General features: G+C 61.8%; 16 protein-coding genes. 7 read left to right on the forward strand and 9 right to left on the reverse strand.

Annotated elements, in window-relative coordinates; translation table 11 throughout:
- Window positions 1-93: 93 nt before the first annotated feature.
- Genes HU762_RS15175 through HU762_RS15190 form a run of 4 tightly spaced genes read right to left on the reverse strand, consistent with a single transcriptional unit; the run spans window position 94 to window position 6402 of the window.
- Window positions 94-1455, reverse strand: coding sequence for a heavy metal sensor histidine kinase (locus HU762_RS15175; RefSeq protein ID WP_346656870.1), 1362 nt, complete (start codon window positions 1453-1455; stop codon window positions 94-96).
- A complete protein-coding gene (locus tag HU762_RS15180) occupies window positions 1448-2122 on the reverse strand; it encodes a heavy metal response regulator transcription factor (protein ID WP_186638360.1) in 675 nt (224 codons plus the stop codon). The genes HU762_RS15175 and HU762_RS15180 overlap by 8 nt, the downstream gene beginning before the upstream one ends.
- A 9-nt stretch (window positions 2123-2131) precedes the next feature.
- Window positions 2132-5248 (reverse strand): multidrug efflux RND transporter permease subunit, encoded by a 3117-nt coding sequence (locus tag HU762_RS15185; RefSeq protein ID WP_186638362.1) that lies wholly within the window; start codon window positions 5246-5248, stop codon window positions 2132-2134.
- On the reverse strand, window positions 5245-6402 hold the full coding sequence (locus tag HU762_RS15190) for an efflux RND transporter periplasmic adaptor subunit (protein ID WP_186638364.1): 1158 nt from the start codon (window positions 6400-6402) through the stop codon (window positions 5245-5247). Before HU762_RS15190 ends, HU762_RS15185 begins: the two co-directional genes overlap by 4 nt.
- A 233-nt stretch (window positions 6403-6635) precedes the next feature.
- Here HU762_RS15190 and HU762_RS15195 point away from each other — a divergent pair, with 233 nt between their 5' ends.
- Window positions 6636-6893: a hypothetical protein gene (locus tag HU762_RS15195; protein WP_186638367.1), complete on the forward strand. Its 258-nt coding sequence runs from the start codon at window positions 6636-6638 to the stop codon at window positions 6891-6893.
- A gap of 24 nt (window positions 6894-6917) precedes the next feature.
- Here the strand turns inward: HU762_RS15195 and HU762_RS15200 are convergent, their stop codons facing one another.
- Window positions 6918-7886 carry a LysR family transcriptional regulator gene (locus HU762_RS15200; RefSeq protein WP_186638370.1) on the reverse strand — a complete coding sequence of 323 codons (969 nt, stop codon included), beginning with the start codon at window positions 7884-7886 and terminating at the stop codon, window positions 6918-6920.
- A gap of 210 nt (window positions 7887-8096) precedes the next feature.
- On the opposite strand from HU762_RS15200, the gene HU762_RS15205 reads away from it, so the two are divergent.
- The 4 genes from HU762_RS15205 to HU762_RS15220 are packed head-to-tail and all read left to right on the forward strand — an operon-like array spanning window position 8097 to window position 12830.
- Window positions 8097-9572 (forward strand): efflux transporter outer membrane subunit, encoded by a 1476-nt coding sequence (locus HU762_RS15205; protein WP_186638373.1) that lies wholly within the window; start codon window positions 8097-8099, stop codon window positions 9570-9572.
- Window positions 9573-9579: 7 nt separating this feature from the next.
- Window positions 9580-11772, forward strand: a complete 2193-nt coding sequence (locus HU762_RS15210; RefSeq protein WP_186638377.1) for an FUSC family protein — start codon at window positions 9580-9582, stop codon at window positions 11770-11772.
- Window positions 11762-11962 carry a DUF1656 domain-containing protein gene (locus HU762_RS15215; protein WP_186638379.1) on the forward strand — a complete coding sequence of 67 codons (201 nt, stop codon included), beginning with the start codon at window positions 11762-11764 and terminating at the stop codon, window positions 11960-11962. The genes HU762_RS15210 and HU762_RS15215 overlap by 11 nt, the downstream gene beginning before the upstream one ends.
- A 10-nt stretch (window positions 11963-11972) precedes the next feature.
- On the forward strand, window positions 11973-12830 hold the full coding sequence (locus HU762_RS15220) for an HlyD family secretion protein (protein WP_186638381.1): 858 nt from the start codon (window positions 11973-11975) through the stop codon (window positions 12828-12830).
- Window positions 12831-12910: 80 nt separating this feature from the next.
- Here HU762_RS15220 and HU762_RS15225 read toward each other — a convergent pair whose 3' ends face one another.
- Together HU762_RS15225 and HU762_RS15230 are read right to left on the reverse strand one after the other, a co-directional pair.
- Window positions 12911-13735 (reverse strand): SDR family oxidoreductase, encoded by an 825-nt coding sequence (locus tag HU762_RS15225; RefSeq protein WP_186638382.1) that lies wholly within the window; start codon window positions 13733-13735, stop codon window positions 12911-12913.
- A gap of 31 nt (window positions 13736-13766) precedes the next feature.
- Window positions 13767-14231 (reverse strand): multidrug transporter, encoded by a 465-nt coding sequence (locus HU762_RS15230; protein WP_186638383.1) that lies wholly within the window; start codon window positions 14229-14231, stop codon window positions 13767-13769.
- 171 nt (window positions 14232-14402) lie between these two features.
- Between HU762_RS15230 and HU762_RS15235 the strand changes: the two genes are divergently transcribed.
- Together HU762_RS15235 and HU762_RS15240 are read left to right on the forward strand one after the other, a co-directional pair.
- Window positions 14403-17222: an RHS repeat-associated core domain-containing protein gene (locus tag HU762_RS15235; RefSeq protein WP_186638431.1), complete on the forward strand. Its 2820-nt coding sequence runs from the start codon at window positions 14403-14405 to the stop codon at window positions 17220-17222.
- Window positions 17223-17411: 189 nt separating this feature from the next.
- Window positions 17412-20216: an RHS repeat protein gene (locus tag HU762_RS15240; protein WP_186638384.1), complete on the forward strand. Its 2805-nt coding sequence runs from the start codon at window positions 17412-17414 to the stop codon at window positions 20214-20216.
- Between the two features lie 80 nt (window positions 20217-20296).
- Here HU762_RS15240 and HU762_RS15245 read toward each other — a convergent pair whose 3' ends face one another.
- Entirely contained in the window at window positions 20297-21748 is a 1452-nt protein-coding gene (locus tag HU762_RS15245; protein ID WP_186610970.1) for a mannose-1-phosphate guanylyltransferase/mannose-6-phosphate isomerase, read from the reverse strand.
- Window positions 21749-21859: 111 nt separating this feature from the next.
- On the reverse strand, window positions 21860-22525 hold the full coding sequence (locus HU762_RS15250) for an alginate O-acetyltransferase AlgF (protein WP_186638385.1): 666 nt from the start codon (window positions 22523-22525) through the stop codon (window positions 21860-21862).
- Between the last annotated feature and the right edge of the window lie 6 nt (window positions 22526-22531).

Consider the following 22531-nt stretch of genomic DNA (forward strand, 5'->3'; position numbering starts at 1 on the left):
TTCAACCGCGGATGACTGGCATCAGACAATGCTGGCCTTTTGCAAGATTGTGCTTGTGGGACTGGAATTGAGCAATGCACATCGTGGCTTATTTCAGGCCGGCAAACGGATGCCGAAGGTGTTTGCGCCCCGGTCGCTGCGCACGAACACATCACCGCCATGCATCAGCGCAATCGCCTTGACGATGGCCAGGCCGAGCCCGTGGTTGGCGCCGCTGTTGCTGCGGGAGGCATCGACCCGGTAGAAGCGCTCGAACAGGCGCGGCAGGTGCTCGCCAGCGATCGGCTCGCCGGGGTTGGTGACGCCAAGGCAGACCTGGTCGCCGAGGACTTCAATCTGCACATCGATCACTTGTCCGGGCGCGGTGTGCTGCACGGCGTTGCTGAGCAGGTTGATCAGCGCCCGGCGCAGGTGGGCGATTTCGATCGTGGCTTGTGCGTCGCCGCTGACGCGAACCTGGACCTGGGCGTCTTCCAGGATGAAGTCGAGGTAATCGAGAGTGGTTGCCACCTCGTCGGCCAGGGAGGTGGTGGTCAGCTTGGTGGCCTTGCTGCCCTGGTCCGCGCTGGCCAGGAACAACATGTCGTTGATGATCGAGCGCAGCCGCTCCAGTTCTTCGAGGTTCGATTGCAGCACTTCGAAGTAATGTTCGGCCGAACGCCCGCGGGTCAGCGCCACTTGGGTCTGGCCGATCAGGTTGGTCAGCGGCGAGCGCAGTTCGTGGGCAACATCGGCGTTAAACGACTCGAGCCGGGAGTACGCCTGTTCCACGCGATCGAGGGTGGCATTGAACGAACTGACGAACTGGCTGAGTTCCGGCGGCAACGGCGACAAGCGCAAGCGTCCGGAGAGGCGGGGTGGGGCCAGGCGCTGGGCTTCATCGGACAACTTGATGAGGGGCTTGAGGCCGATGCGCGCAACCCAATAGCCCAGCAAGGAAGCCAGCAGAACGCCGATACACGCCAGGCTCACCAGCGCCACCAGCAGATGATGTTGGGTCTGGTAGAAGGTCTCGGTGTCGATGCCGATCATGAACCGCAACGGCGGACGCTGGTCCTTGGCCGGGAACTGGCTCACCAGGACCTTCATCGGATAATGCCGGTCGGGCAATACAAGGTCGTGCTTGCCCAGCGGGCCTTGGGCAACGGCGCGGACCTGAGGGGCTGGGTTGCCGTATTCAAAGCGCGGGTCGCCGCTGACGATCCAAAAATGGATGCGCTTGTCTTCTTCGCCCAGCAAGCGCAGTTTGTTGCCGATTTTCACCCAGTGCTCGGGCGTGCCGAAACGCCCGACGGTGGATTCAAGCACGCTGTAGCGGGCATCGAGTTCGGCTTCCGGCAACAGGCCCAGGCCTTTTTCGACCTGCTGGTACAGGGCGCCGCCAATCAGCAGGAACACCAGCGCCGCCACCAGCGTGAACATGCCGCTCAGGCGCAGTGCGATGCTGTTACTCACCTCGGTTCTCCAGCACGTAACCCATGCCGCGAATGGTGTGCAGCAATTTCTGTTCGAACGGCCCGTCGAGCTTGGCCCGTAGCCGTTTGATCGCCACTTCGACGACGTTGGCGTCGCTGTCGAAGTTGATGTCCCAGACCATTTCGGCAATGGCGGTTTTCGAGAGGATTTCGCCCTGGCGGCGGGCCAGGACGCTGAGCAGCGAGAACTCCTTGGCGGTCAGGTCCAGGCGCTGGCCGGCGCGGGTGGCCTTGCGGCTGATCAGGTCAATCCACAGGTCGGCGATGCTGACCTGCACCGGTTCATGGCCGCCGCTGCGGCGAGTCAGGGCTTGCAGGCGGGCCACCAGTTCAAGGAAGGAGAAGGGTTTGCCCAAGTAATCGTCGGCACCGTCGCGCAGGCCCTTGATGCGGTCTTCGACCCGTTCGCGGGCGGTGAGCATGATCACCGGCGTCTGCTTGCGGGCGCGCAAGGCACGCAGCACGCCAAAGCCATCCAGCCCTGGCAGCATGACGTCGAGCACGATCACCGCGTAATCGCTTTCCAGGGCCAGGTGCAGCCCTTCGACGCCGTCCCGCGCCACATCCACGGTGTAGCCCTGTTCTGTCAGGCCGCGGTGCAGGTAGTCAGCGGTTTTTTCTTCGTCTTCGATGATCAGAACGCGCATGGGCCCGCCTCAGTGGTCTGTGCTTGCCAGCGCCGCCGTCGGCGCCGGCCCTGGATGCTGGGCGGGCCGATGGAACAGTCGCTCGAGCCACAAGTATATGACCGGCGTGGTGAACAACGTCAGCGCCTGGCTTACCAGCAGGCCGCCAACCACCGCGATGCCCAGGGGCTGGCGCAGTTCCGCGCCAGCGCCGTAGCCGAGCATCAGCGGCAGGGCACCGAGCAGGGCAGCCAGGGTGGTCATGATGATCGGACGGAAGCGGGTCAGACAGGCCTGGAAAATCGCTTCCTGCGGCGTCATCCCGCCATTGCGTTGGGCGTCGAGGGCGAAGTCGATCATCAGGATGCCGTTCTTCTTGACGATGCCTATCAGCAGCACCAGCCCGATCAACGCCATGATCGAAAAGTCCTGGCCCAGCAGCCAGAGCATGATCAGCGCGCCAAGGCCGGCCGAGGGCAAGGTAGAGATGATCGTCAGCGGGTGCACGAAACTCTCGTAGAGCACGCCGAGGATGATGTACACCGCCATCAGCGCGGCGAGGATCAGCCACGGCTGGCTCGCCAGCGAACTTTGAAACGCCTGGGCCGCGCCCTGGAAATTACCGGTGATGGCGGCGGGCATGCCGATCTCGTTCTTGGCCTGGTCGAGCTGGCGCACCGCATCGCCCAGCGCCACCCCAGGCGCCAGGTTGAACGACAGGTTCGCCGCCGGGAACATGCCGTCATGGGCAATCGACAGCGGGCCGTTGGTGGGCGCATCGAAGCGGGCCAGGGCCGAGAGCGGGACCATTTCCCCGCTCAGTGGCGAGCGCAGGTAGAAATACGCCAGGCTTTCGGCCTTGCCCCGTTGCGCGGTGTCGAGCTCCAGGATTACGTTGTACTGGTTGGTCTCGGTCTGGAATTCATTGATCTGGCGCTGGCCGAACGCATCGTACAGCGCCTGGTCGACATCGGTGGCGGTCAGGCCGAAACGCGCCGCCGCACTGCGGTCAATATTGATGTGGGTGATGCTGCCGCCCAGTTGCAGGTCGTTGGAGATGTCGCGGAACGCCGGGTTGCCGCGCAGCTTGTCGGTGAGTTTCTGGGTCCAGGCGTTGAGGGTCGGTCCGTCATTGCTCTTGAGCACGTATTGATACTGGGCGCGGCTGGGGCCGGAGCTGAGGTTGATGTCTTGCCCTGCCCGCAGGTACAGCACGACGCCGGGAATCTTCAGCAATTTTGGACGGATCCGGTCGATGAAGCCGCTGGCCGAGACATCGCGCTCGCCCCGGGGCTTGAGGGCGATCCAGAAGCGGCCGTTGGCGATGGTCTGGTTGTTGCCCGAGACGCCGACGGAGTGGGAGAAAGTCTGCACCGCCGGGTCGGCGGCGACGATCTCGGCCAGGGCCTTGTGCTTGGCCACCATGTCCGGGAACGACACGTCGGCGGCCGCTTCGCTGGTGCCCAGCACCAGGCCGGTGTCTTGTACCGGGAAGAAACCCTTGGGAATGAACACGTAGCCCACCACCGCGAGCGCCAAGGTCAGGCAGAACACGCCGATCATCAGCTTCTGGTGGGCGAGGGCCTTGCGCAAGCCCCGCTCGTACCAACCCAGCAGACGTTCGCCGAACCCGGGCTTGGCGTGAACATGGTGCGTCGGGGCGCGCATGAACAGCGCCGCCAGGGTTGGTGCCAGTGTCAGGGACACCACCACCGAAATCAGGATGGTCGAGGTGGCCGTCAGGGCGAACTCCTTGAACAGACGGCCGACCACGCCGCCCATGAACAACAGCGGGATGAACGCCGCGACCAGCGAGAAGCTGATGGAAACCACGGTGAAGCCGATTTCCCCAGCTCCCTTGATCGCCGCCTCGCGCATGCCGTCGCCGGCTTCCAGGTGTCGGTGGATGTTTTCCACGACGACGATGGCGTCGTCCACCACGAACCCCACCGAGATGACGATGGCCACCAGGGTCAAATTGTTCAGGCTGAATCCCATCACGTACATCAGGGCAAAACTGGCGATCAACGACACCCCGAGCACCGCCGAGACAATCAGGGTCGCCGAGAGCTGGCGCAGGAACAGTGCCATCACCGCCACCACCAGCAGCACCGCGATCACCAAGGTGATTTCCACTTCGTGCAGCGACGCCCGAATGGTCTGCGTACGGTCGATCATCACCTTGACCTGCACCGCGGCGGGCAACATCGCTTCCAGAGTCGGCAGGGCCGCCTGGATGCGGTCGACGGTCTCGACGATGTTCGCTCCCGGTTGGCGGAAGATGACCAGGTTGACCCCGGGCTGATCGTCGGACCAGGCCTGGACGTAGGCGTTTTCAGAACCGTTGACGACTTTGGCGATGTCCTTGAGGTGAACCGGCGCGCCGTCCCGGTAGGAAACGATCAATTCGCCGTATTCTTCGGGCTTGAACAACTGGTCGTTAGTGGACAGCGTGGAAATGCTCGACGCTCCGTACAGCGCACCCTTGGCAAGATTGAGGCTGGCTTGCTGGAGGGACAGGCGAAGGTCGGCCAGGGTCAGGCCGATGGCCGCGAGTCGGTCGGCCGAGGCCTGGACCCGAATCGCCGGGCGTTGCTGGCCGGTGATATAGATTTGCCCGACGCCGTCGATCTGGCTGATCTGGCGGGCGAGCAGGGTTTCGACGTAATCACTCAGCTCGGTGCCTGGCATCAGGTCGGAGCTGATGCTGAGGATCAGCACCGGGCTGTCGGCCGGATTGACCTTACGCCAGGTCGGCAGGTTCGGCATGTCGTTGGGCAGCTTGCCGGCGGCGGTGTTGATGGCCGCCTGGACTTCCTGGGCCGCGGTGTCGATGCTTTTGTCGAGGCTGAATTGCAGGGTCAGGTTGGTCGAGCCCAACGCGCTGCTGGAGGTCATCTGGGTGATGCCCGGGATGGCGCTGAATTGCACTTCCAGCGGGGTCGCCACCGACGAAGCCATGGTCTCGGGACTGGCCCCAGGCAACTGGGCGCTGACCTGGATAGTCGGGAACTCCGCCTCGGGCAACGGCGCGACGGGCAGGCGAGGGAAGGCGATCAACCCCAGCAACACCAGGGCGAATGTCAGCAGCACCGTGGCGATGGGGTGGTCGATGCACCACGCCGATATCGAGCCGCGGCCCTTCATGGCTGCGCCTGCCCGGTCTTGGCGAGGGCGGGCGGATCGCCGAGCACCTGGACGCTGGCGCCGGGCTTGAGCCGTGACTGGCCGTCGCTCACCAATTGGTCGCCGGCGTTCACCCCTTTGATGATGTGCATGCCGCTGTCCTGGTAGACCATTTCTACCGGCACGCTTTCCACCTTGTCGCCTTTGACCCGGTACACGAAGTGTTGCTCCAGCCCGCGCTGGACCACGGTGGGCGGCACCACCAGGGCGCCTTTTTCGATGGCTGTCTGGATTTTCAGGGTGACCAGTTGCCCCGGCCACAGCCGTTGCGCGGCGTTATTGAATTCAGCCTTGGCCCGCAGGGTCCCGGTGTTGGTATTGATCTGGTTGTCGATGAGGCTGAGCCGCCCCTCGCCGAGTGGGTCCCCGGTGGCGTCATCGGCGCCGATGTAGGCTTTGACCAAGGCTTGGTCGGGGGCGGCGATCAGCCGTTGCAAGGTGGGCAACATCTGCTGGGGCAAGGAAAACTCCACCGCAATCGGGTCGATCTGCGTCACCGTGAACAAGCCTTCGGTATCGCTGGTTCGCAGGAAGTTGCCTTCATCGACGTTGCGAATGCCGACGCGACCGGTCACCGGGGAGCGGATCTGGGTATAGGACAGTTGCACCTGCGCCGAGTCGATGGCCGCCTGGTTGCCTTGGGCAGAGGCCTTGAGCTGATTGACCAACGCTTGTTGCTGGTCGTAGGTCTGTTTGGATACGCCGTCATCGACACTCAGCAATTTATAGCGCTTGAGGTTGACCTGGGCCACGGCCAGTTGCGCCTGGCTCTCGCCGAGTTGGGCGCGGGCCTGGTCGAGGCTGGCGCGGATCGAACGATCATCGATGTTCGCCAGCAGGTCTCCCTTCTTGACCAGTTGTCCTTCCCTGACCAGCAGCCGGGTGAGGATGCCGTCGATCTGCGGGCGGATCACCACGCTGTGCAGCGACAGCACCGTGCCGATACCGCTGGCAAAGCGCGGCACGTCCTTTTCAATCACGCTGACGACCCTCACCGGTACGGCGACGGACGCGCTGGGTCGGGTGGCGACGGGCTTGATGGCAAACCAGAGGCCGAGGGCGGCCAGGGCGATCAACAGCACGACAAGCAGGACGGTTTTTTTCTGGATAGGCATGAACGTGAAACGCCGGTTCGGGACGGAGGAATTCCTGGCTTTCTTATATAGCGTTGTGAGCCCGTCCGGAAGGTGACGGCTAGCTGTCACGGCTGTCAGTTTTGTCCCGGCTTGCTGTCAGACGGTCAGTTTCGATTGAATCTGCCCGGTGCGCGGCGATAGCGGGCAGGTATACTGTTGCGTTTCGCGGCTCACTCACCGAGCCCGGCATACCCGCTTTACCGGAGCCTTACATGACTTCCCCGACACCTTCGCCCGTGGACGAACTCACGAGCGACGACCAGGCTGACCTGGCCAACAGCGAAAGTGGCAGCGCTGAAAGCGCCACGGCGGCGATCCCGACCTTCAAGTTCCCGTTCAAACCCGGCGAACTGGCAGCGGCCAAAGGTGCCGGGCAACAGCCCTGGTACAAGAACGGCGCGAAGAACGGTCACACCAAGACCCCCGGCGCGGCGCCTCCCGGGACGCGTCGTTCGATGGGCAAGCGCTGATATTCTCCAGGCACGATTCTCGATTCAGTTCACGACCCGGGTGCCTGTCAGGCTTGCACTCAACTCATACGCCGTCAGTTCGGCCTGGTGCGCCGCCAGGATCTCCGGCAGCGAACCTCGCAAGTACTCGACCCACGTCTTGATCTTCGCGTCCAGGTACTGGCGCGAAGGATAGATGGCGTACAGGTTCAGTTCCTGAGAGCGATAGTTGGGCATGACCCGCACCAGCGTGCCGTTGCGCAAGCCTTCGATGGCGGCGTACACCGGCAATACACCTACCCCCATGCCGCTGGTAATGGCGGTTTTCATGGCATCGGCGGAATTCACCAGGAAGGGTGAATTGCTGACCGTGACCATTTCCTGGCCTTCCGGGCCGTCGAACACCCATTTCTCCAGCGGAATGACCGGGCTGACCAGGCGCAGGCAGGCGTGGTTGAGCAGGTCGCTGGGTTTTTGCGGACAGCCGCTGGCCTTCACATAGGCGGGCGACGCACAAACGATGCTGTAAGTGATGCCCAGGCGCTGGGAGACGAAACCTGAATCCGGCAGCTCGCTGGCGAGGACGATGGAGACGTCGTAGCCCTCGTCGAGGATGTCTGGCACGCGGTTGGCCAGGGTCAGGTCGAAGGTCACGTCCGGATGGGTCTTGCGGTAGCGAGCGATGGCGTCGATCACGAAGTGCTGGCCGATGCCGGTCATGGTGTGCACCTTCAACTGCCCGGCAGGTCGCGCGTGGGCGTCGCTGGCCTCGGCTTCTGCTTCTTCGACATACGCCAGGATCTGCTCGCAACGCAGCAGATAGCGTTTACCCGCCTCGGTCAGCGCAATGCGGCGCGTGGTGCGGTTGAGCAGGCGGGTTTGCAGGTGGGCTTCGAGGTTGGAAACCGCACGCGAGACGTTGGCCGTGGTGGTGTCCAGTTGCGCGGCGGCAGCGGTGAAGCTGCCGGCTTCGGCCACACAGCTGAACGCGCGCATGTTTTGCAAAGTGTCCATGGAGGGCTCTCTTGGGAGGTGCCAAATTGTGACATGAAGTTACAACGCTACGGGACCCCGACTTACGGATTATCACGTTAACGGTAACAAAGAATCACAGAAAGGTCGGCTTATCGCCGTTGGAGGCGATGCCTAGAATTGCCGCCACTGTGGTGCGGTCCGCTGCGTTTCCACAGGTCCCCGACCTTCTCCCTCCAGGAATTTGCGCCAGTGCCGCGTTGCATCAGCACAGAGCTGAAGACTCTCAGTGTTTGGGTTTTGACGTTGACCCTCGGCGGTTGCATCGGCACGGGAGGGATTGCGCCGCAAGGCAAGGCGCTGTCGGCCAACCAACTGGCGACCGATGAAGCGATTCGCCAGGCCGCCGGCGAGGCCCGCTGGCCCACCCGTCAATGGTGGAAGTCCTATGGCGACTCGCAACTGGATCGCTGGATCGCTTTGGCCGTGCAAGACAGCCCGAGCCTGGCCATGGCCGCCGCCCGAGTGCGGCAGGCCAAGGCCATGGCCGGTGTCGCGCAAGCCGCCGAGTCGCTGCAGATCAATGCCCAGTCCACCCTCAAGCGCCACAACTGGCCGACCGATCAATTCTATGGCCCCGGCGAGCTGGCCGATACCACTACCTGGGACAACAACGCCGCCCTGGGCCTGAGCTACGCCTTGGATTTATGGGGGCGCGAGCGCAACGCCAGCGAGCAGGCTGTCGATCTGGCCCACACCAGCGTCGCCGAGGCGCGGCAGGCGCAGTTGGAGTTGCAGAACAACATTGTGCGCGCCTATATCCAGTTTTCGCTGCACTACGCCCAGCGCGACATCGTCGCCGCGACGCTCGCTCAACAGGAGCAGATTCGGCAACTGGCGCAAAAACGCCTGGACGGCGGCATCGGCACCCATTTTGAAGTCAGCCAGGCCCAGGCGCCGTTGCCCGAAACCCATCGCCAACTCGACGCCCTCGAAGAAGCCATCGCCTTGAGCCGCAATCAACTGGCGGCGCTCGCAGGCAAGGGGCCGGGAGACGGCGCGTCCCTGCAACGGCCGAGCCTGGCGCTGGGGGCTCCGTTGAAACTGCCGTCGGCGTTGCCCGCCGAACTGCTCGGCCAGCGCCCGGATGTGGTTGCCGCGCGCTGGCAAGTGGCGGCCCAGGCCCGTGGCGTCGATGTGGCGCGGGCCGGTTTTTATCCCAATGTCGATCTGGTTGGCAGCCTCGGCTACATGGCTACCGGCGGCGGGGCGCTGGAGTTTCTGACCGGCAAGAAACTCACCTACAACGTCGGGCCGGCCATCTCGCTGCCGATCTTTGACGCAGGGCGCTTGCGTGGAGCGTTGGGAGAAGCCGCGGCGGGTCACGACATCGCCGTGGCGCACTACAACCAGACCCTGGTGGATGCCCTCAAGAGCGTTTCCGACCAGTTGATTCGCCGCGAATCGATGGACAAGCAACAGGCTTTCGCCGCCGAGTCGGTGGCCGCCGCCCAGCGCACCTACGACATCGCCATGGTGGCGTTCCAGCGTGGCCTCACCGATTACCTCAATGTGCTCAACGCCCAGAGCCTGTTATTCAAGCAACAACAGGTACTTCAGCAAGTAGAAGCCGCGAGATTGACTGCTCATGCCGATCTGGTGACGGCGCTGGGTGGCGGGTTGGAGGCTGGCAGCGACGTGCCTGATGTGAGCCACGGTGCCAAATAGACATTTCATGAGGACTCTACGTGCCCCCTTGCGCCGGCTCCATCGCCTCGAATGGCGCCGTGGTTTCTTCGACTGGGCCCGTAGCGACGGAGTGACCTGGGTCTACATCTTCAAAGTGTTGTTGGCCGCGTTCCTGACGTTATGGCTGGCAATGCGCCTGGAACTGCCACAACCGCGCACGGCCATGATCACGGTGTTCATCGTCATGCAGCCCCAGAGCGGCCAGGTATTGGCCAAAAGCTTCTATCGCTTGCTCGGCACCTTGGCCGGTTCGGCGGTGATGGTCGCGCTGATCGCCTTGTTCGCACAGAACACCGAACTGTTCCTCGGCTGCCTGGCAATCTGGGTCGGAATCTGCTCGGCGGGGGCGGCGCGCTATCGCAATTTCCGGGCCTACGGGTTTGTGCTGGCAGGCTACACCGCGGCAATGATCGGCCTGCCGGCCCTGGCCCATCCAGAAGCGGCGTTCATGGCGGCGGTCTGGCGGGTACTGGAGATTTCCTTGGGGATTCTCTGTGCGACCTTGGTCAGCGCCGCGGTCCTGCCGCAAACCGCGAGCGCCGCCATGCGCAACGCGCTTTATCAGCGCTTCGGCGTATTCGCCCTGTTCGTCACCGATGGCTTGCGCGGGCGCAGCCAGCCCGAGGCATTCGAGGCGCGCAACGTTGGTTTCATCGCCGAAGCGGTGGGCCTGGAAAGCCTGCGCAGCGTGACTGTCTTCGAGGATCCGCACATGCGTCGGCGCAACGGCCGGCTCAGCCGCTTGAACAGTGAGTTCATGGGCGTCACCACGCGTTTCAATGCCTTGCACCAGTTGCTCGAACGTTTGCGCGAGGCCCGGGCGGATCACGTGGTAAACGCCATCAAACCCGGTTTGCAGACGCTGGCCGAATTGCTCGATGGCTTCAGCGCGCGGGCCTTGACCGATGCCGATGCGGCGCGTCTGGCGGCGGCACTGGCTGACTACAAGGCCGACTTGCCGGCCTTGGTGCGCCGGTTGCGGGCGCTCTTCCAAGAGACGGATCCCAGTGATGCGCAGCAGTTGGATTTCCATACGGCCTACGAGCTGCTCTATCGCTTTGTCGACGACTTGCACGGCTACGCCCAGACCCATGCGTCGCTGGCCGATCATCGCCACGAACGCGAACGCTGGGACGAGCCCTTCGTATCGCAGACCAACGGCTTGGCCGCTGCAGCTTCCGGGTTTCGCGCAGCCTTTATCTTGCTGGTGCTGGGCAGCTATTGGGTCGTCACGGCCTGGCCGAGCGGCGCGACCATGACGATGATCGCTGCCGCCACCGTGGGCTTGTCGGCCGCCACGCCGAACCCCAAGCGCATGGCGTTCCAGATGGCTTGTGGGACGTTGTTTGGGGCGTTGATCGGTTTCGTCGAAATGTTTTTTGTCTTCCCATTGATCGACGGCTTTGCTTTGCTCTGCGTGATGTTGGCGCCGGTGATCATGCTGGGCTCATTCCTCAGTTCACGCCCGCAATACGCCGGCGTCGGGCTGGGGCTGCTGATTTTCTTCAGCACCGGCTCGGTGCCGGACAACCTGACGGTCTACAACCCTTACACCTTCATCAACGATTACATTGCGATGATCCTCGGCATGCTGGTGTGCGCGGCGGCTGGCGCGATCATCCTGCCGCCCAACAGCCGCTGGATGTGGCGTCGACTCGAACAGGACCTGCGCGAGCAAGTGGTGTTTGCCATCAGCGGCAAGCTCAAGGGCCTGGCCTCGGGCTTCGAGAGTCGCAGCCGTGACTTGCTGCACCAAGCCTACGGTCTCGCGGCGGGGCAGCCGCAGGTGCAACGGGAGCTGTTGCGCTGGCTGTTGGTGGTGCTGGAGGTCGGCCACGCGGTCATCGAATTGCGTAAGGAACAGGCAATCCTGCCGGTGCACCCGGCCTATGCCGAAAGCCAGCCATGGCGACAGGCGATCCGCCTGATGGGACGAGCGCTGGTGCGGCTGTTCCGCCAGCCTGGCCAGAACAATCTGGAGCGTGCGCGGGTGGCGGTCGACGATGCGATCAGCCGCGTGCAAGCCACTGATGAACCTTTCGCCGCGCATTTCGACACCTCGGCCCTGCGCCGGGTGAAAAGCTACCTGCACTTTATCCGGACCTCGCTGATGGACCCGCAATCCCCCTTGTCGGCCCACGCCGCGCCGCTGCTCCAGGAACCTCGACATGCCTCGTGAGATCGCCTTCCATGGCGTGTACATGCCCACCATGACCCTGATGTTTTTCATCGCTGCCGGCTTGGCCTGGGTGCTGGACCGTTTCCTTTCAGGGCTGGATCTGTACCGTTTTTTCTGGCATCCGGCGTTGCTGCGCCTGAGCCTGTTTACCTGCCTGTTCGGCGCGCTGGCGCTGGCGGTCTACCGTTGAGAACGAAGCAATGAAAAAGTTTTTTAGCCTGATGGCGACGTTGCTGGTGCTGGCCCTGGCGCTGTGGATCGGTCGTACGCTCTGGGTTCATTACATGGACACGCCCTGGACCCGCGATGGCCGGGTGCGGGCCGACATCATCAACGTGGCGGCCGATGTCAGCGGCGAGGTGGTCGAGGTTCCAGTGCGTGACAATCAGCAGGTGAAAAAGGGCGACCTGCTGATGCGCATCGACCCCGAGCATTACCGCATCGCGGTCAAACAGGCCCGTTCTCTGGTGGCGTCGCGCAAGGCCACCTGGGAAATGCGCAAGGTCAATGCCCACAGGCGTGCCGACCTGGACAGCCTGGTGATCTCCCGTGAAAACCGTGACGACGCCAGCAACCTCGCCGACTCGGCCCTGGCCGACTACCAGCACGCCCAGGCGCAACTGGAGGCCGCGGAGCTGAACCTTGCCCGCACGCAAGTTCGCGCGGCGGTGGACGGCTACGTCACCAACCTCAACGTGCACCGGGGCGACTACGCGCGAATCGGCGAGGCGAAGATGGCGGTGGTGGATCTGAATTCGTTCTGGGTCTATGGCTTTTTCGAAGAAACCAAGTTGCCCAAGGTGCGGGTTGGCGATCCTGCGCAGTTGCAAATGATGAGCGGGGAGATGCTCAAGGGGCATGTGGAGAGTATTTCCCGGGGGATCTACGACCGCGACAATCCCCAAAGCCGCGAATTGGTCGCCGACGTAAACCCCACGTTCAACTGGGTGCGCCTGGCCCAGCGGGTACCGGTGCGCATTCACCTGGACGAGGTGCCGGATGGCGTGTTGCTGGCGGCGGGGATGACGTGCACGGTGGTGGTAGAACCTAAGCGCTGAGGTTGCATAAAGCTCCTGTGGCGAGGGGATTTATCCCCGTTGGGCTGCACAGCAGCCCTAAACTCGTTGCCCCTTTATGATTAAAGCGCCCGACCCAACCCAAACCGTTTCATCAATCCCTTCTCCAGCAGCGCCTTGGGTAACAAAGCCGCCATCAATGGCAACGCCCGGCTGCCATTGCCCAGACGCAACAAGCGCGGCGGTTTGGGTTGTTGCACGGCTTTGAGCAGCCCTGCGGCGAATTCGCTGGCCGGGGTCGGGTTGTCCTGGGAAGCCTTGGCCCGGGCACGGATACCTTCACGCAGCGGCCACCAGGGCGACTGTTCGCTGATCAGCCGTTCGGCTTCATGACCGGCATTCTTGGCGAAGCTGGAGGCGATGGCGCCGGGCTGGACTTCCATCACCCGGATGCCGAACGGCGCCAGTTCCATGCGCAGCGCATCGCTCAAGGCATGCACCGCTGCCTTGGAGGCGCAATAGGCGCCGGCGAATGGCGTGACCAGCACCCCGGAAACGCTGCCGATATTCACCACCAACCCTTTGGCACGGCGTAGCACTGGAAACAGCGCGCGGGTCACGCCGACGAGGGCGAACACGTTGGTTTCGAACTGGCGCTGCATGGCCGGCACACCGCCGTCCAGCAGTGGCCCCATGGCGCCATAACCGGCGTTGTTGATCAGGACATCAAGGCCGCCATGTTGCTGGTTGATCCTTTCACTCAACTGTTCCAAGGCCGCGCCGTCGTTAACGTCCAGTTGCACGGCAGTGAACCCGGCGGCGCTGAGCAGTGCCACATCTTCAGCCCTGCGCGCACTGGCCCAGACTTGGTAACCGGCGGCCTTGAAGACGTCGGCGAGGGCGCGGCCGATGCCGCTGGAACATCCGGTGATCAACGCAACGGGCATGGCGCTTTCCTTGGGTAACGTTGTGATGGAATCAGTTGGAAAAACTACCCTGCAACCGCTCGGCACGAAACTCCAGCGTTTGCGGGCGATAACCGGGGCGCAACGGCGGCAACGGCAGGCAGTCTTGCCAGTCGGCGCCAGGTTGCAATTCGCCAGGGCCGCGATAGCGGGGGGAGCTGTAGACGTTTTCGGCCAGGTTGATGGTGTCGCCGGGCGCGTAGGCCGCTATACGCCAGTGCAGCTCGGTCAACGGCACGTCGTTGCCATTTTTCAGGCTCAACGACAGCGGACGATCAGCAGGGCAGCGCTCAGGCGCATAGGCAATGCGCACATCCAGGCGATCCAGCTGCCGGGTTTCGCGGTTTTCCTGCCAAAGCACCCACGCCGCGACCAGCCCCAGCCCGATGAACGCCGCCAGGGAGACCGGCAAGGCCTTGGCCGGGTAGCGCAACAGCAGGATGAGCCAGGTGATGACCAGCAAAACGCCGATGAGCATGGTTGAAGCCTCCGTGACCTTCGCCACATCCTACCGAAGGGGGCGGGAAATGGGTATTCACCTGCCTTTTGGCCGCCGGTCGTCACTGTCACATCTGACAGTAGGCAACGTTGTGGAGTCGAGGTTTGATGGTCTGCGACCACCCTGGCGCTACGAACGGGACACTGGATGATGGGTGTGGATTATCGAACACCAACGCTGACTGCCTCCGATCCGAGAGGCTTGGCGGTTCGCACGGTCGGCTATTGCCGCAGCCTTGTGGGCAGCCCCGCGCAGCGACGCATCAACCGCAGCCGCTTCGATATGGCCGGGCGCGCGGTGAAACAGTGGGATCCGCGCTTGTGGGCCTTGCAGGAAAATGACGAATCGACGCCGGCCAATCTTTCGGCGATCTATTCGCTGTCCGGCGCCACGTTGCTTACGGACAGCGTTGACGCGGGCATGCAGATCGGTCTGTCGGGCCTCGCTGGCGAAGGTTTACTCGGATGGGATGGCCGAGGGACGCAGCAGGAGAACCTTTACGATGACTCGCTGCGTCCGGTGGCCGTGTTCGAGCAAGGTCACGGGCTGCCGCGTCGGTGTACCGAGCGCATGACCTACGGATATCCGGGCCAGGGCGATCAAGACCACAACCAGCATGGGCAATTGATCCGTCACGACGACCCGGCGGGGACGCTGGTGCTGGCGTCGTTTGCCCTGACCGGGCAAAACCTTGTCCAGAATCGTCGTTTCATTCTCGACGCGGCTCAAGTCGATTGGCCGGAGTTGGAGGCTGATCGCGAGCTCTTGCTTGAACCCTGTGATGGCGCCGTTTCGACGTCGCGCGTCGGGCCGCTGGGGGATGTGCTGGAGCAGGTCGATGCCAGGGGAAATCGACAATGGCAACGTCTGACGCTTGATGGCCGGATGTCTGGCAGTCAATTGCAGTTGGCGGGGCAGGGCGATTGGCAGTCGCTGGTGAGCGACATTCGCTACGACGCCTTCGGGCAGATCGAACAGGAGACGGCCGGCAACGACGTCCAGACCACGCTCATATACAGCCCGGAAGACGGTCGGTTGATAGAACGCCGAGCCGGGCGCGCCGGTCAGGTATTGCAACACTTGCTCTACGACTATGACCCCATGGGCAATGTGCTCGGCATCGAGGATCAAGTCTTGCCGATCCGCTACTTCGCCAACCAGCGTGTCGAGCCGGTCAGCCGTTTTGTCTACGACAGTCTCTACCAACTGATCGAAGCCACGGGGTGGGAGGCGGGCGCCGCCAATCAGGGGCCGAACGCCGTGGAGCGCAACGACCCGACGGCGGTCAGCAATTACCGGCAGACCTACCGCTACGACGAGGCCGGTAATTTATTGGAACTGACCCACGTCGGTGCCCAAAGCCATGGTCGGGAAATCAAAGCGGCTCGCTACAGCAATCGCTGCCTGCCTTACCGCAACGGCGAGGCACCCACGGAAGAGGAAATTGCCGCCGCGTTCGATGCACGCGGCAATTGCCTGGAATTGGACGCGGGCCGGTTCCTGGCGTGGGACTTGCGCAACCAGTTGAGTTCGGTCACGCCCATCGAACGCGCCTCGGGTCTCAACGACAGTGAAAAGTATGTCTATGACGGCGGCGGGCAGCGCGCTCGCAAGCTGCGCACCCTGCAAACCGGCGCTCGCACAATGGCTGCCGAGGTGCGTTATTTGCCAGGGTTGGAACTGCGTGCGGACAACGGCACGGGCGAGGCGTTGCAGGTAATCGTCGCCGATGGCGGGCTCAGCGGCGTCCGCGTCCTGCATTGGGAAAGCGCACCGCCGACCGGCGAGAACGACTGCTATCGATACAGCATTGCGGATCACTTGGGCTCGGTCGGCCTGGAACTGGCCCAGGACGGGCGGGTTATCAGCCGGGAGCACTTTTATCCGTTTGGTGAAACGGCTTATCTGGCCGGGAGCGATGCAACCGAGGTGAGTTACAAGACCGTGCGCTATTCGGGCAAGGAGCGGGATGCGACGGGGCTTTATTACTATGGCTTTCGTTATTACGTCCCGTGGTTGCAGCGTTGGGTGAACCCGGACCCGGTGGGGGTGGTGGATGGTTTGAACCTTTACTGGATGACTCGAAACAACCCGGTCAGTTTTATCGATGACGATGGCGCCATTACTAAAAAGCTGTCCAATGGGCTGTGGAACCCGGTGATTGCGGTGGGTGCTGAACGCGATATCCCAGGGGCGGAGCGTGCTGATACCGGCGCTTTTCAGCGCAATGTACCGGCAGTCGCAACGACAACCAATATCCATAATGCGCTTACTGAAACCGAACTCAACAAAGTGGAGATAACCACTCAATTGTTGAACACTGCTCGCAATGTTTCTTCTGAGTTAAACAACAGGCAAGGCGGGGCCAAGCTCCTGTTCACAATGGAAAAATTCAGCTATTCCGGAGCAGGTAGCGGAACCTTTAATGCGCTGAAAGTCTTGGAAGGTCCGTGGGACATTCCCGAAAAAAATAATGCGATATTGGCGTTCTGGGCGCCTCAGGGCGGCTATGTCGACATACCGGTTGACCCCGGGCGGAGCCATCCAGACTATGTGTTCACCCCTGGGTTCAGCGGTTGTTCGCTGACGGTGGATCAGCTCAACGACAATGTACTCCGTGTTCGGCATGTCCAAGGCGGTAAGGAAAACGCCGAATACAATGATTTAGCTGACAGCGAGCATGGGTTCGGACTTGGCGCGGTAATGGGCTACAAGGACTACGGCTATGCCTTGGGCGCCAAAGGCCAACAGGAAGAGGTCACCACCGCCTTTGCCTTTATGAAATTCGACCAAGAGGCGCAAGCCTGGAAAATTATTTATCAGACCACCCAGGGGACGGCTTCGATCGAAAAATATACACCAGACCGAAAAGTCTCTCTGTTCAATCGCTCGAACGCATCGGTCACTGTTTTTTCAAAAATGAGGGTTCGCAAAGTCCAGTCCATGCGGGTGCACGTGACTAACCAATAATTGCAGCTAAATACTGCTTGGATGCCCCGATAATCAGCAAAAAAACGGCGGAATGCTCCGGATTGTCTTGTCTGCGTACCGCGATTGGTTGCCCGCCTGTCGCCACTGTCACATCTGACAGTAGGCAGTCTTGCCGGACCGTTGATTAGATGGCCTGTAGAACCATGGCGTCATGACGGGCACTGCTTAATGAGTATGGATCATAAAACACCAACACTGATTGCTGTCGACGCGCGCGGTTTGCCGGTGCGTTCGGTGGGCTATTGCCGCAACGTCGAGCATGGCCCTGCGCAGCGACGCATCAACCGCAGCCGCTTCGATATGGCCAGGCGCGCGGTGAAACAGTGGGATCCGCGCTTGTGGGCTTTGCAACGGACGGATGAGACGGCGCCGGCCAATCTTTCGGCGATCTATTCGCTGTCCGGCGCCACGCTGCATACGGACAGCGTCGACGCGGGCATACAGACCGGTCTGCCCGGTCTTGCCGATGAAGGCTTGCTGGGCTGGGACGGTCGAGGGACGCAACGTGAGGTTTTATATGACAACCTGCTGCGTCCCGTGGCGGTGTTCGAGCAAGGCACCAGCCAGCCACGTCGCTGCACCGAGCGCATGACCTACGGATATCCGGGCCAGGGCGATCAAGACCACAACCAGCATGGGCAATTGATCCGTCACGACGACCCGGCGGGGACGCTGGTGCTGGCGTCGTTTGCCCTGACCGGGCAAAACCTTGTCCAGGATCGTCGTTTCATTCTCGACGCGGCTCAAGTCGATTGGCCGGAGTTGGAGGCTGATCGCGAGCTCTTGCTTGAACCCGGTGACGGCGCCGTTTCGACGTGGCGCGTCGGGCCGCTGGGGGATGTGCTGGAGCAGATCGATGCCAGGGGAAATCGACAACGGCAAAGCCTGACGCTCGATGGCCGGATGTCTGGCAGTCAATTGCAATTGGAGGGAATGGGGGCCTGGCAGTCGCTGGTAAGTGATATTCGCTACGACGCCCAGGGGCAGATCGAACAGGAGACGGCCGGCAACGACGTCCAGACCACGCTCATATACAGCCCGGAAGACGGTCGGTTGATAGAACGCCGAGCCGGGCGCGCCGGTCAGGTATTGCAACACTTGCTCTACGACTATGACCCCATGGGCAATGTGCTCGGCATCGAGGATCAAGTCTTGCCGATCCGCTACTTCGCCAACCAGCGTGTCGAGCCGGTCAGCCGTTTTGTCTACGACAGTCTCTACCAACTGATCGAAGCCACGGGGTGGGAGGCGGGCGCCGCCAATCAGGGGCCGAACGCCGTGGAGCGCAACGACCCGACGGCGGTCAGCAATTACCGGCAGACCTACCGCTACGACGAGGCCGGTAATTTATTGGAGCTGACGCACGTCGGTGCCCAAAGCCATGGCCGGGAAATCAAAGCGGCCCAGTACAGCAATCGCTGCCTGCCATACCGCAATGGCGTGCCGCCCACGGAAGAGGAAATCGCCGCCGCGTTCGATGCGCGGGGCAATTGCCTGGAATTGGACGCAGGCCGGTTCCTGGCGTGGGACCTGCGTAACCAGTTGAGTTCGGTCACGCCCATCGAACGCGCCTCGGGGCTCAACGATAGCGAGGCCTATATCTATGACGGCGGCGGGCAACGCGTGCGAAAGCTTCGCACCCTGCAAACCGGCGCTCGCACGCTGTCCGCCGAAGTACGTTATTTGCCGGGGCTGGAACTGCGCGCAGACAGCGGCACGGGCGAGGCGTTGCAGGTAATCGTCGCCGATGGCGGGCTCAGCGGCGTCCGCGTCCTGCATTGGGAAAGCGCATCGCCGACCGGCGAGAACGACTGCTATCGATACAGCATTGCGGATCACTTGGGCTCGGTCGGCCTGGAACTGGCCCAGGACGGGCGGATCATCAGTCAGGAGCACTTTTATCCGTTTGGTGAAACCGCTTACCTGGCCGGGAGCGATACAACCGAGGTGAGTTACAAGACGGTCCGTTATTCAGGCAAGGAGCGGGATGCGACGGGGCTTTACTACTACGGTTTTCGTTATTACGTCCCGTGGTTGCAGCGTTGGGTGAATCCGGACCCGGCGGGGGCGGTGGAGGGTTTGAATCTATACGCGATGGTGGGAAACAATCCGCTTACTTTTGTGGATACGGATGGGCGCGGAAAAGAGGATGTGGTGAGCGGGCCGGAGACAAAAAAAGGTGAGAAAGCGCCGTTCATCAATCCTGCTGTGCCGTTTCGCCGACTTGAATTCGTATCTGAACCTAAGCTAACGGCAAAGGGCATTTTCGACCGCTATTCGGCTAAGTACAGTGATAAGGACAGGCAACTACCTTTCACCATGATGGAAGAAATCACAGCGGGTAAATTGAATTTCATAACAGCCAAGGCAGCGCCCAACGTCATGGCAAAAACAGAGGATAAGCGTTTCAAGTTGCGGCACTACACTCAGTCCGGCGGCGAGCCGCCATTCAGTGAAATCACCTCGAATTTTGCCTTGGTTCAACAGGGCGTGAAGAAGCTGGGGGACAAGAGCGGTAACACAAATGAAAAAGACTGGACCCAGGCAGGCAATATGGGCTTCACCTTTTTTCTCTTGGTCATTAATGATGAGGTAAATGATCGCGCGTTTCTCGCTTCGGCGACTCACTATGCTGAGTACGATCTTGAAGACGAGCAGGCGTTGCAAGAGGCTCTTGGCGTGGACTTCAAAAATGTGGAGTTTTTCGCCTCTCCAGATGTTCTGGCCCCGGAGCACTCGAAACTCGAGACGGTACCTATGGTGAGAGGTCATTTGAAAGACTTGAAGGCAATGCTGTTGGCAAAATCAGCAGTTCCTGCTGTACAAGTCGGAAGAATGGAGCCTCGCGCCCTGCTCGATAAGATCGATACAGCCTTCGGAGGCAGTCTTGAAATCAAGATTCCTGGCTCGATAAAAGTCAAAACGTGGCTTAAAAAAGCCGTGACATCAGGCCCTAGGCGGCTCGCCGCCTGAACCCAAAAAAAGCCCCCGCCCAACCCGCTGCGGATAGGGGACGCAGTGGGCTGGATGGGGGCTTCTTGTACGGCTGATCGTTACTGCGCGATGGTCTTCACCGACACGCCACGTTCGATCGGGGTGGAGCGACCGTAGATGTCTTCGAAACGCTCGATGTCATCTTCACCCAGGTAGCTGCCGGACTGCACTTCGATGATTTCCAATGGGATCTTGCCCGGGTTGCGCAGGCGGTGGACCGACGCGATCGGGATGTAGGTCGACTGGTTTTCGCAGAGCAGGAACACGTTCTCGTCGCAGGTCACTTCGGCGGTGCCGCTGACCACGATCCAGTGTTCGGCGCGGTGGTGGTGCATCTGCAGCGACAGGCACGCGCCCGGCTTGACCGAGATGTGCTTGACCTGGAAACGACCGCCCATGTCCACCGAGTCATAGGAACCCCACGGACGATATACCTCGCAGTGGTTCTGGGTTTCGCTGCGGCCCTGGGCGTTGAGGGTGTTGACCAGTTGCTTGACGCCTTGGACCTTGTCCTTGTGGGCGATCATCATGGCGTCTTTGGTTTCGACCACGACGATGTTGTCCAGGCCGATCACCGACACCAGTTTGCCGTTGCCATGGATCATGCAATTGCGGCTGTCCTGGATCACGACGTCGCCCTTGGTGACGTTGCCGTTGGTGTCTTTTGCATTGACTTCCCACAGCGACGCCCAGCAACCGACATCGCTCCAGCCGGCCGACAGCGGCACCACGCAGGCGCGCTGGGTCTTTTCCATGACGGCGTAGTCGATGGAGTTGTCCGGGCAGCAGGCGAAGGTGGCTTCGTCGAAGGTGATGGTGTCGGCGGTCTGCTCGCTGCGCTCCAGGGTCAGGAGGCAGGTGTCGTAGATGTCCGGATCGTGCTTTTTCAGCTCTTCGAGGAAACGGCTGGCGCGGAACAGGAACATGCCGCTGTTCCAGAAGTAGCCGCCGGCTTCGACGAATTCAGTGGCGCGCTTGACGTCGGGTTTTTCGACGAAGTGCGAGACGCGGCTGACGCCTTCAGGCAGCAGGGCATCGTTGGTCGACTTGATATAGCCGTAGCCGGTTTCCGGCTTGGTGGCCGGTACGCCGAACAGGACCATTTCGCCACGCTCGGCGGCCACGGTGGCCAGGGCCAAAGCGCGTTGCAGGGCTTTCTGGTCTTCCACCACGTGGTCGGCCGGCAACACCAGCATCAGCTCGTCGCGGCCTTCGTTGACCAGCATCATCGCAGTCAGGGCAACGGCCGGCGCGGTGTTGCGCCCGAACGGTTCCATCAGGATGCGCTGGGCTTCCAGGTTGCGAGCGGACAGTTGCTCGTTGACGATGAAGCGGTGGTCTTTGTTGCAGACCACGATTGGCGTGTCCATGCCTTCGAACACCAGGCGTTCGAGGGTCTGTTGGAACAGAGTGTGCTCGCCGGTCAGGGCCAGGAACTGTTTAGGGAACTGCTTGCGCGAAAGCGGCCAAAGACGTGAGCCGCTACCACCTGACAAGATCACCGGAATCATGTGTGTTACTCCTACAAAATCGAAATGGTTTTAGAGCTACTGCGTTCTGTCGTTTCACTCTCTTGTTTTTGTTCCGTGCCCGAGCAGCCCGCAGGCCGCCCGGGCAAATGATCAGCGGGTGGAAGCCGGACGCTTGACCCATACTGGCGACAGGCTGCTGCCCGAGCCGGTCACGTAGAGCACGGCTGCTTCGCCGCGTTCCAGGGCAACTGGCTTGAGGTCGCCGACTTTCTTGTCGCCTTCGAACAGGGCCAGGCTTACTTTCACCGGGTTGATTTCACGTTCGCCACGGCCCTTGGCCGCTACGTTCGGAACCACTTCGGTCTTGCCGTCAGCGGTCTTGAGGGTCAACGCCTTGTCGGTGAGGTTCTGGACGCGTACCAGGGATTTCTGCTTGTTCTTGAACGGTGGTTCTTCGATCAGTTGTGGCTGGCCGGTGGCGTTGTTCACCAGGGTGTAATAGTGATCGGAAGCCAGTTTAACCGGAACGGTCTGGCTGCCCACTTTGGCGCTGTAGTCGCCGCCAGGCATGAAGCTGAAGTCGCTGCTGGCCAACGGGGCCACGTCGCTGATGTTGGTGCTGCCGACGGTGGCGCTGATTTCGGCGTTGCTGGCGTTGTAGATCCGCACGAAGCTCGAACCTTTTGGCGCAACCGGGCCGTACAGGGCTGAGTCACCGGCGAAGGCGGAGAACGAAAGGGCACTCATGCTGGCGACCAGGGCAACGGCCTTGAAGGAGCGAGCAGCGAGACGGCGAGGAGTAGTGTTGAAAGTCATGGTGGA

The organism is Pseudomonas sp. SWRI92, assembly GCF_014268685.1.
GTDB classification, from domain to species: domain Bacteria; phylum Pseudomonadota; class Gammaproteobacteria; order Pseudomonadales; family Pseudomonadaceae; genus Aquipseudomonas; species Aquipseudomonas marvdashtae.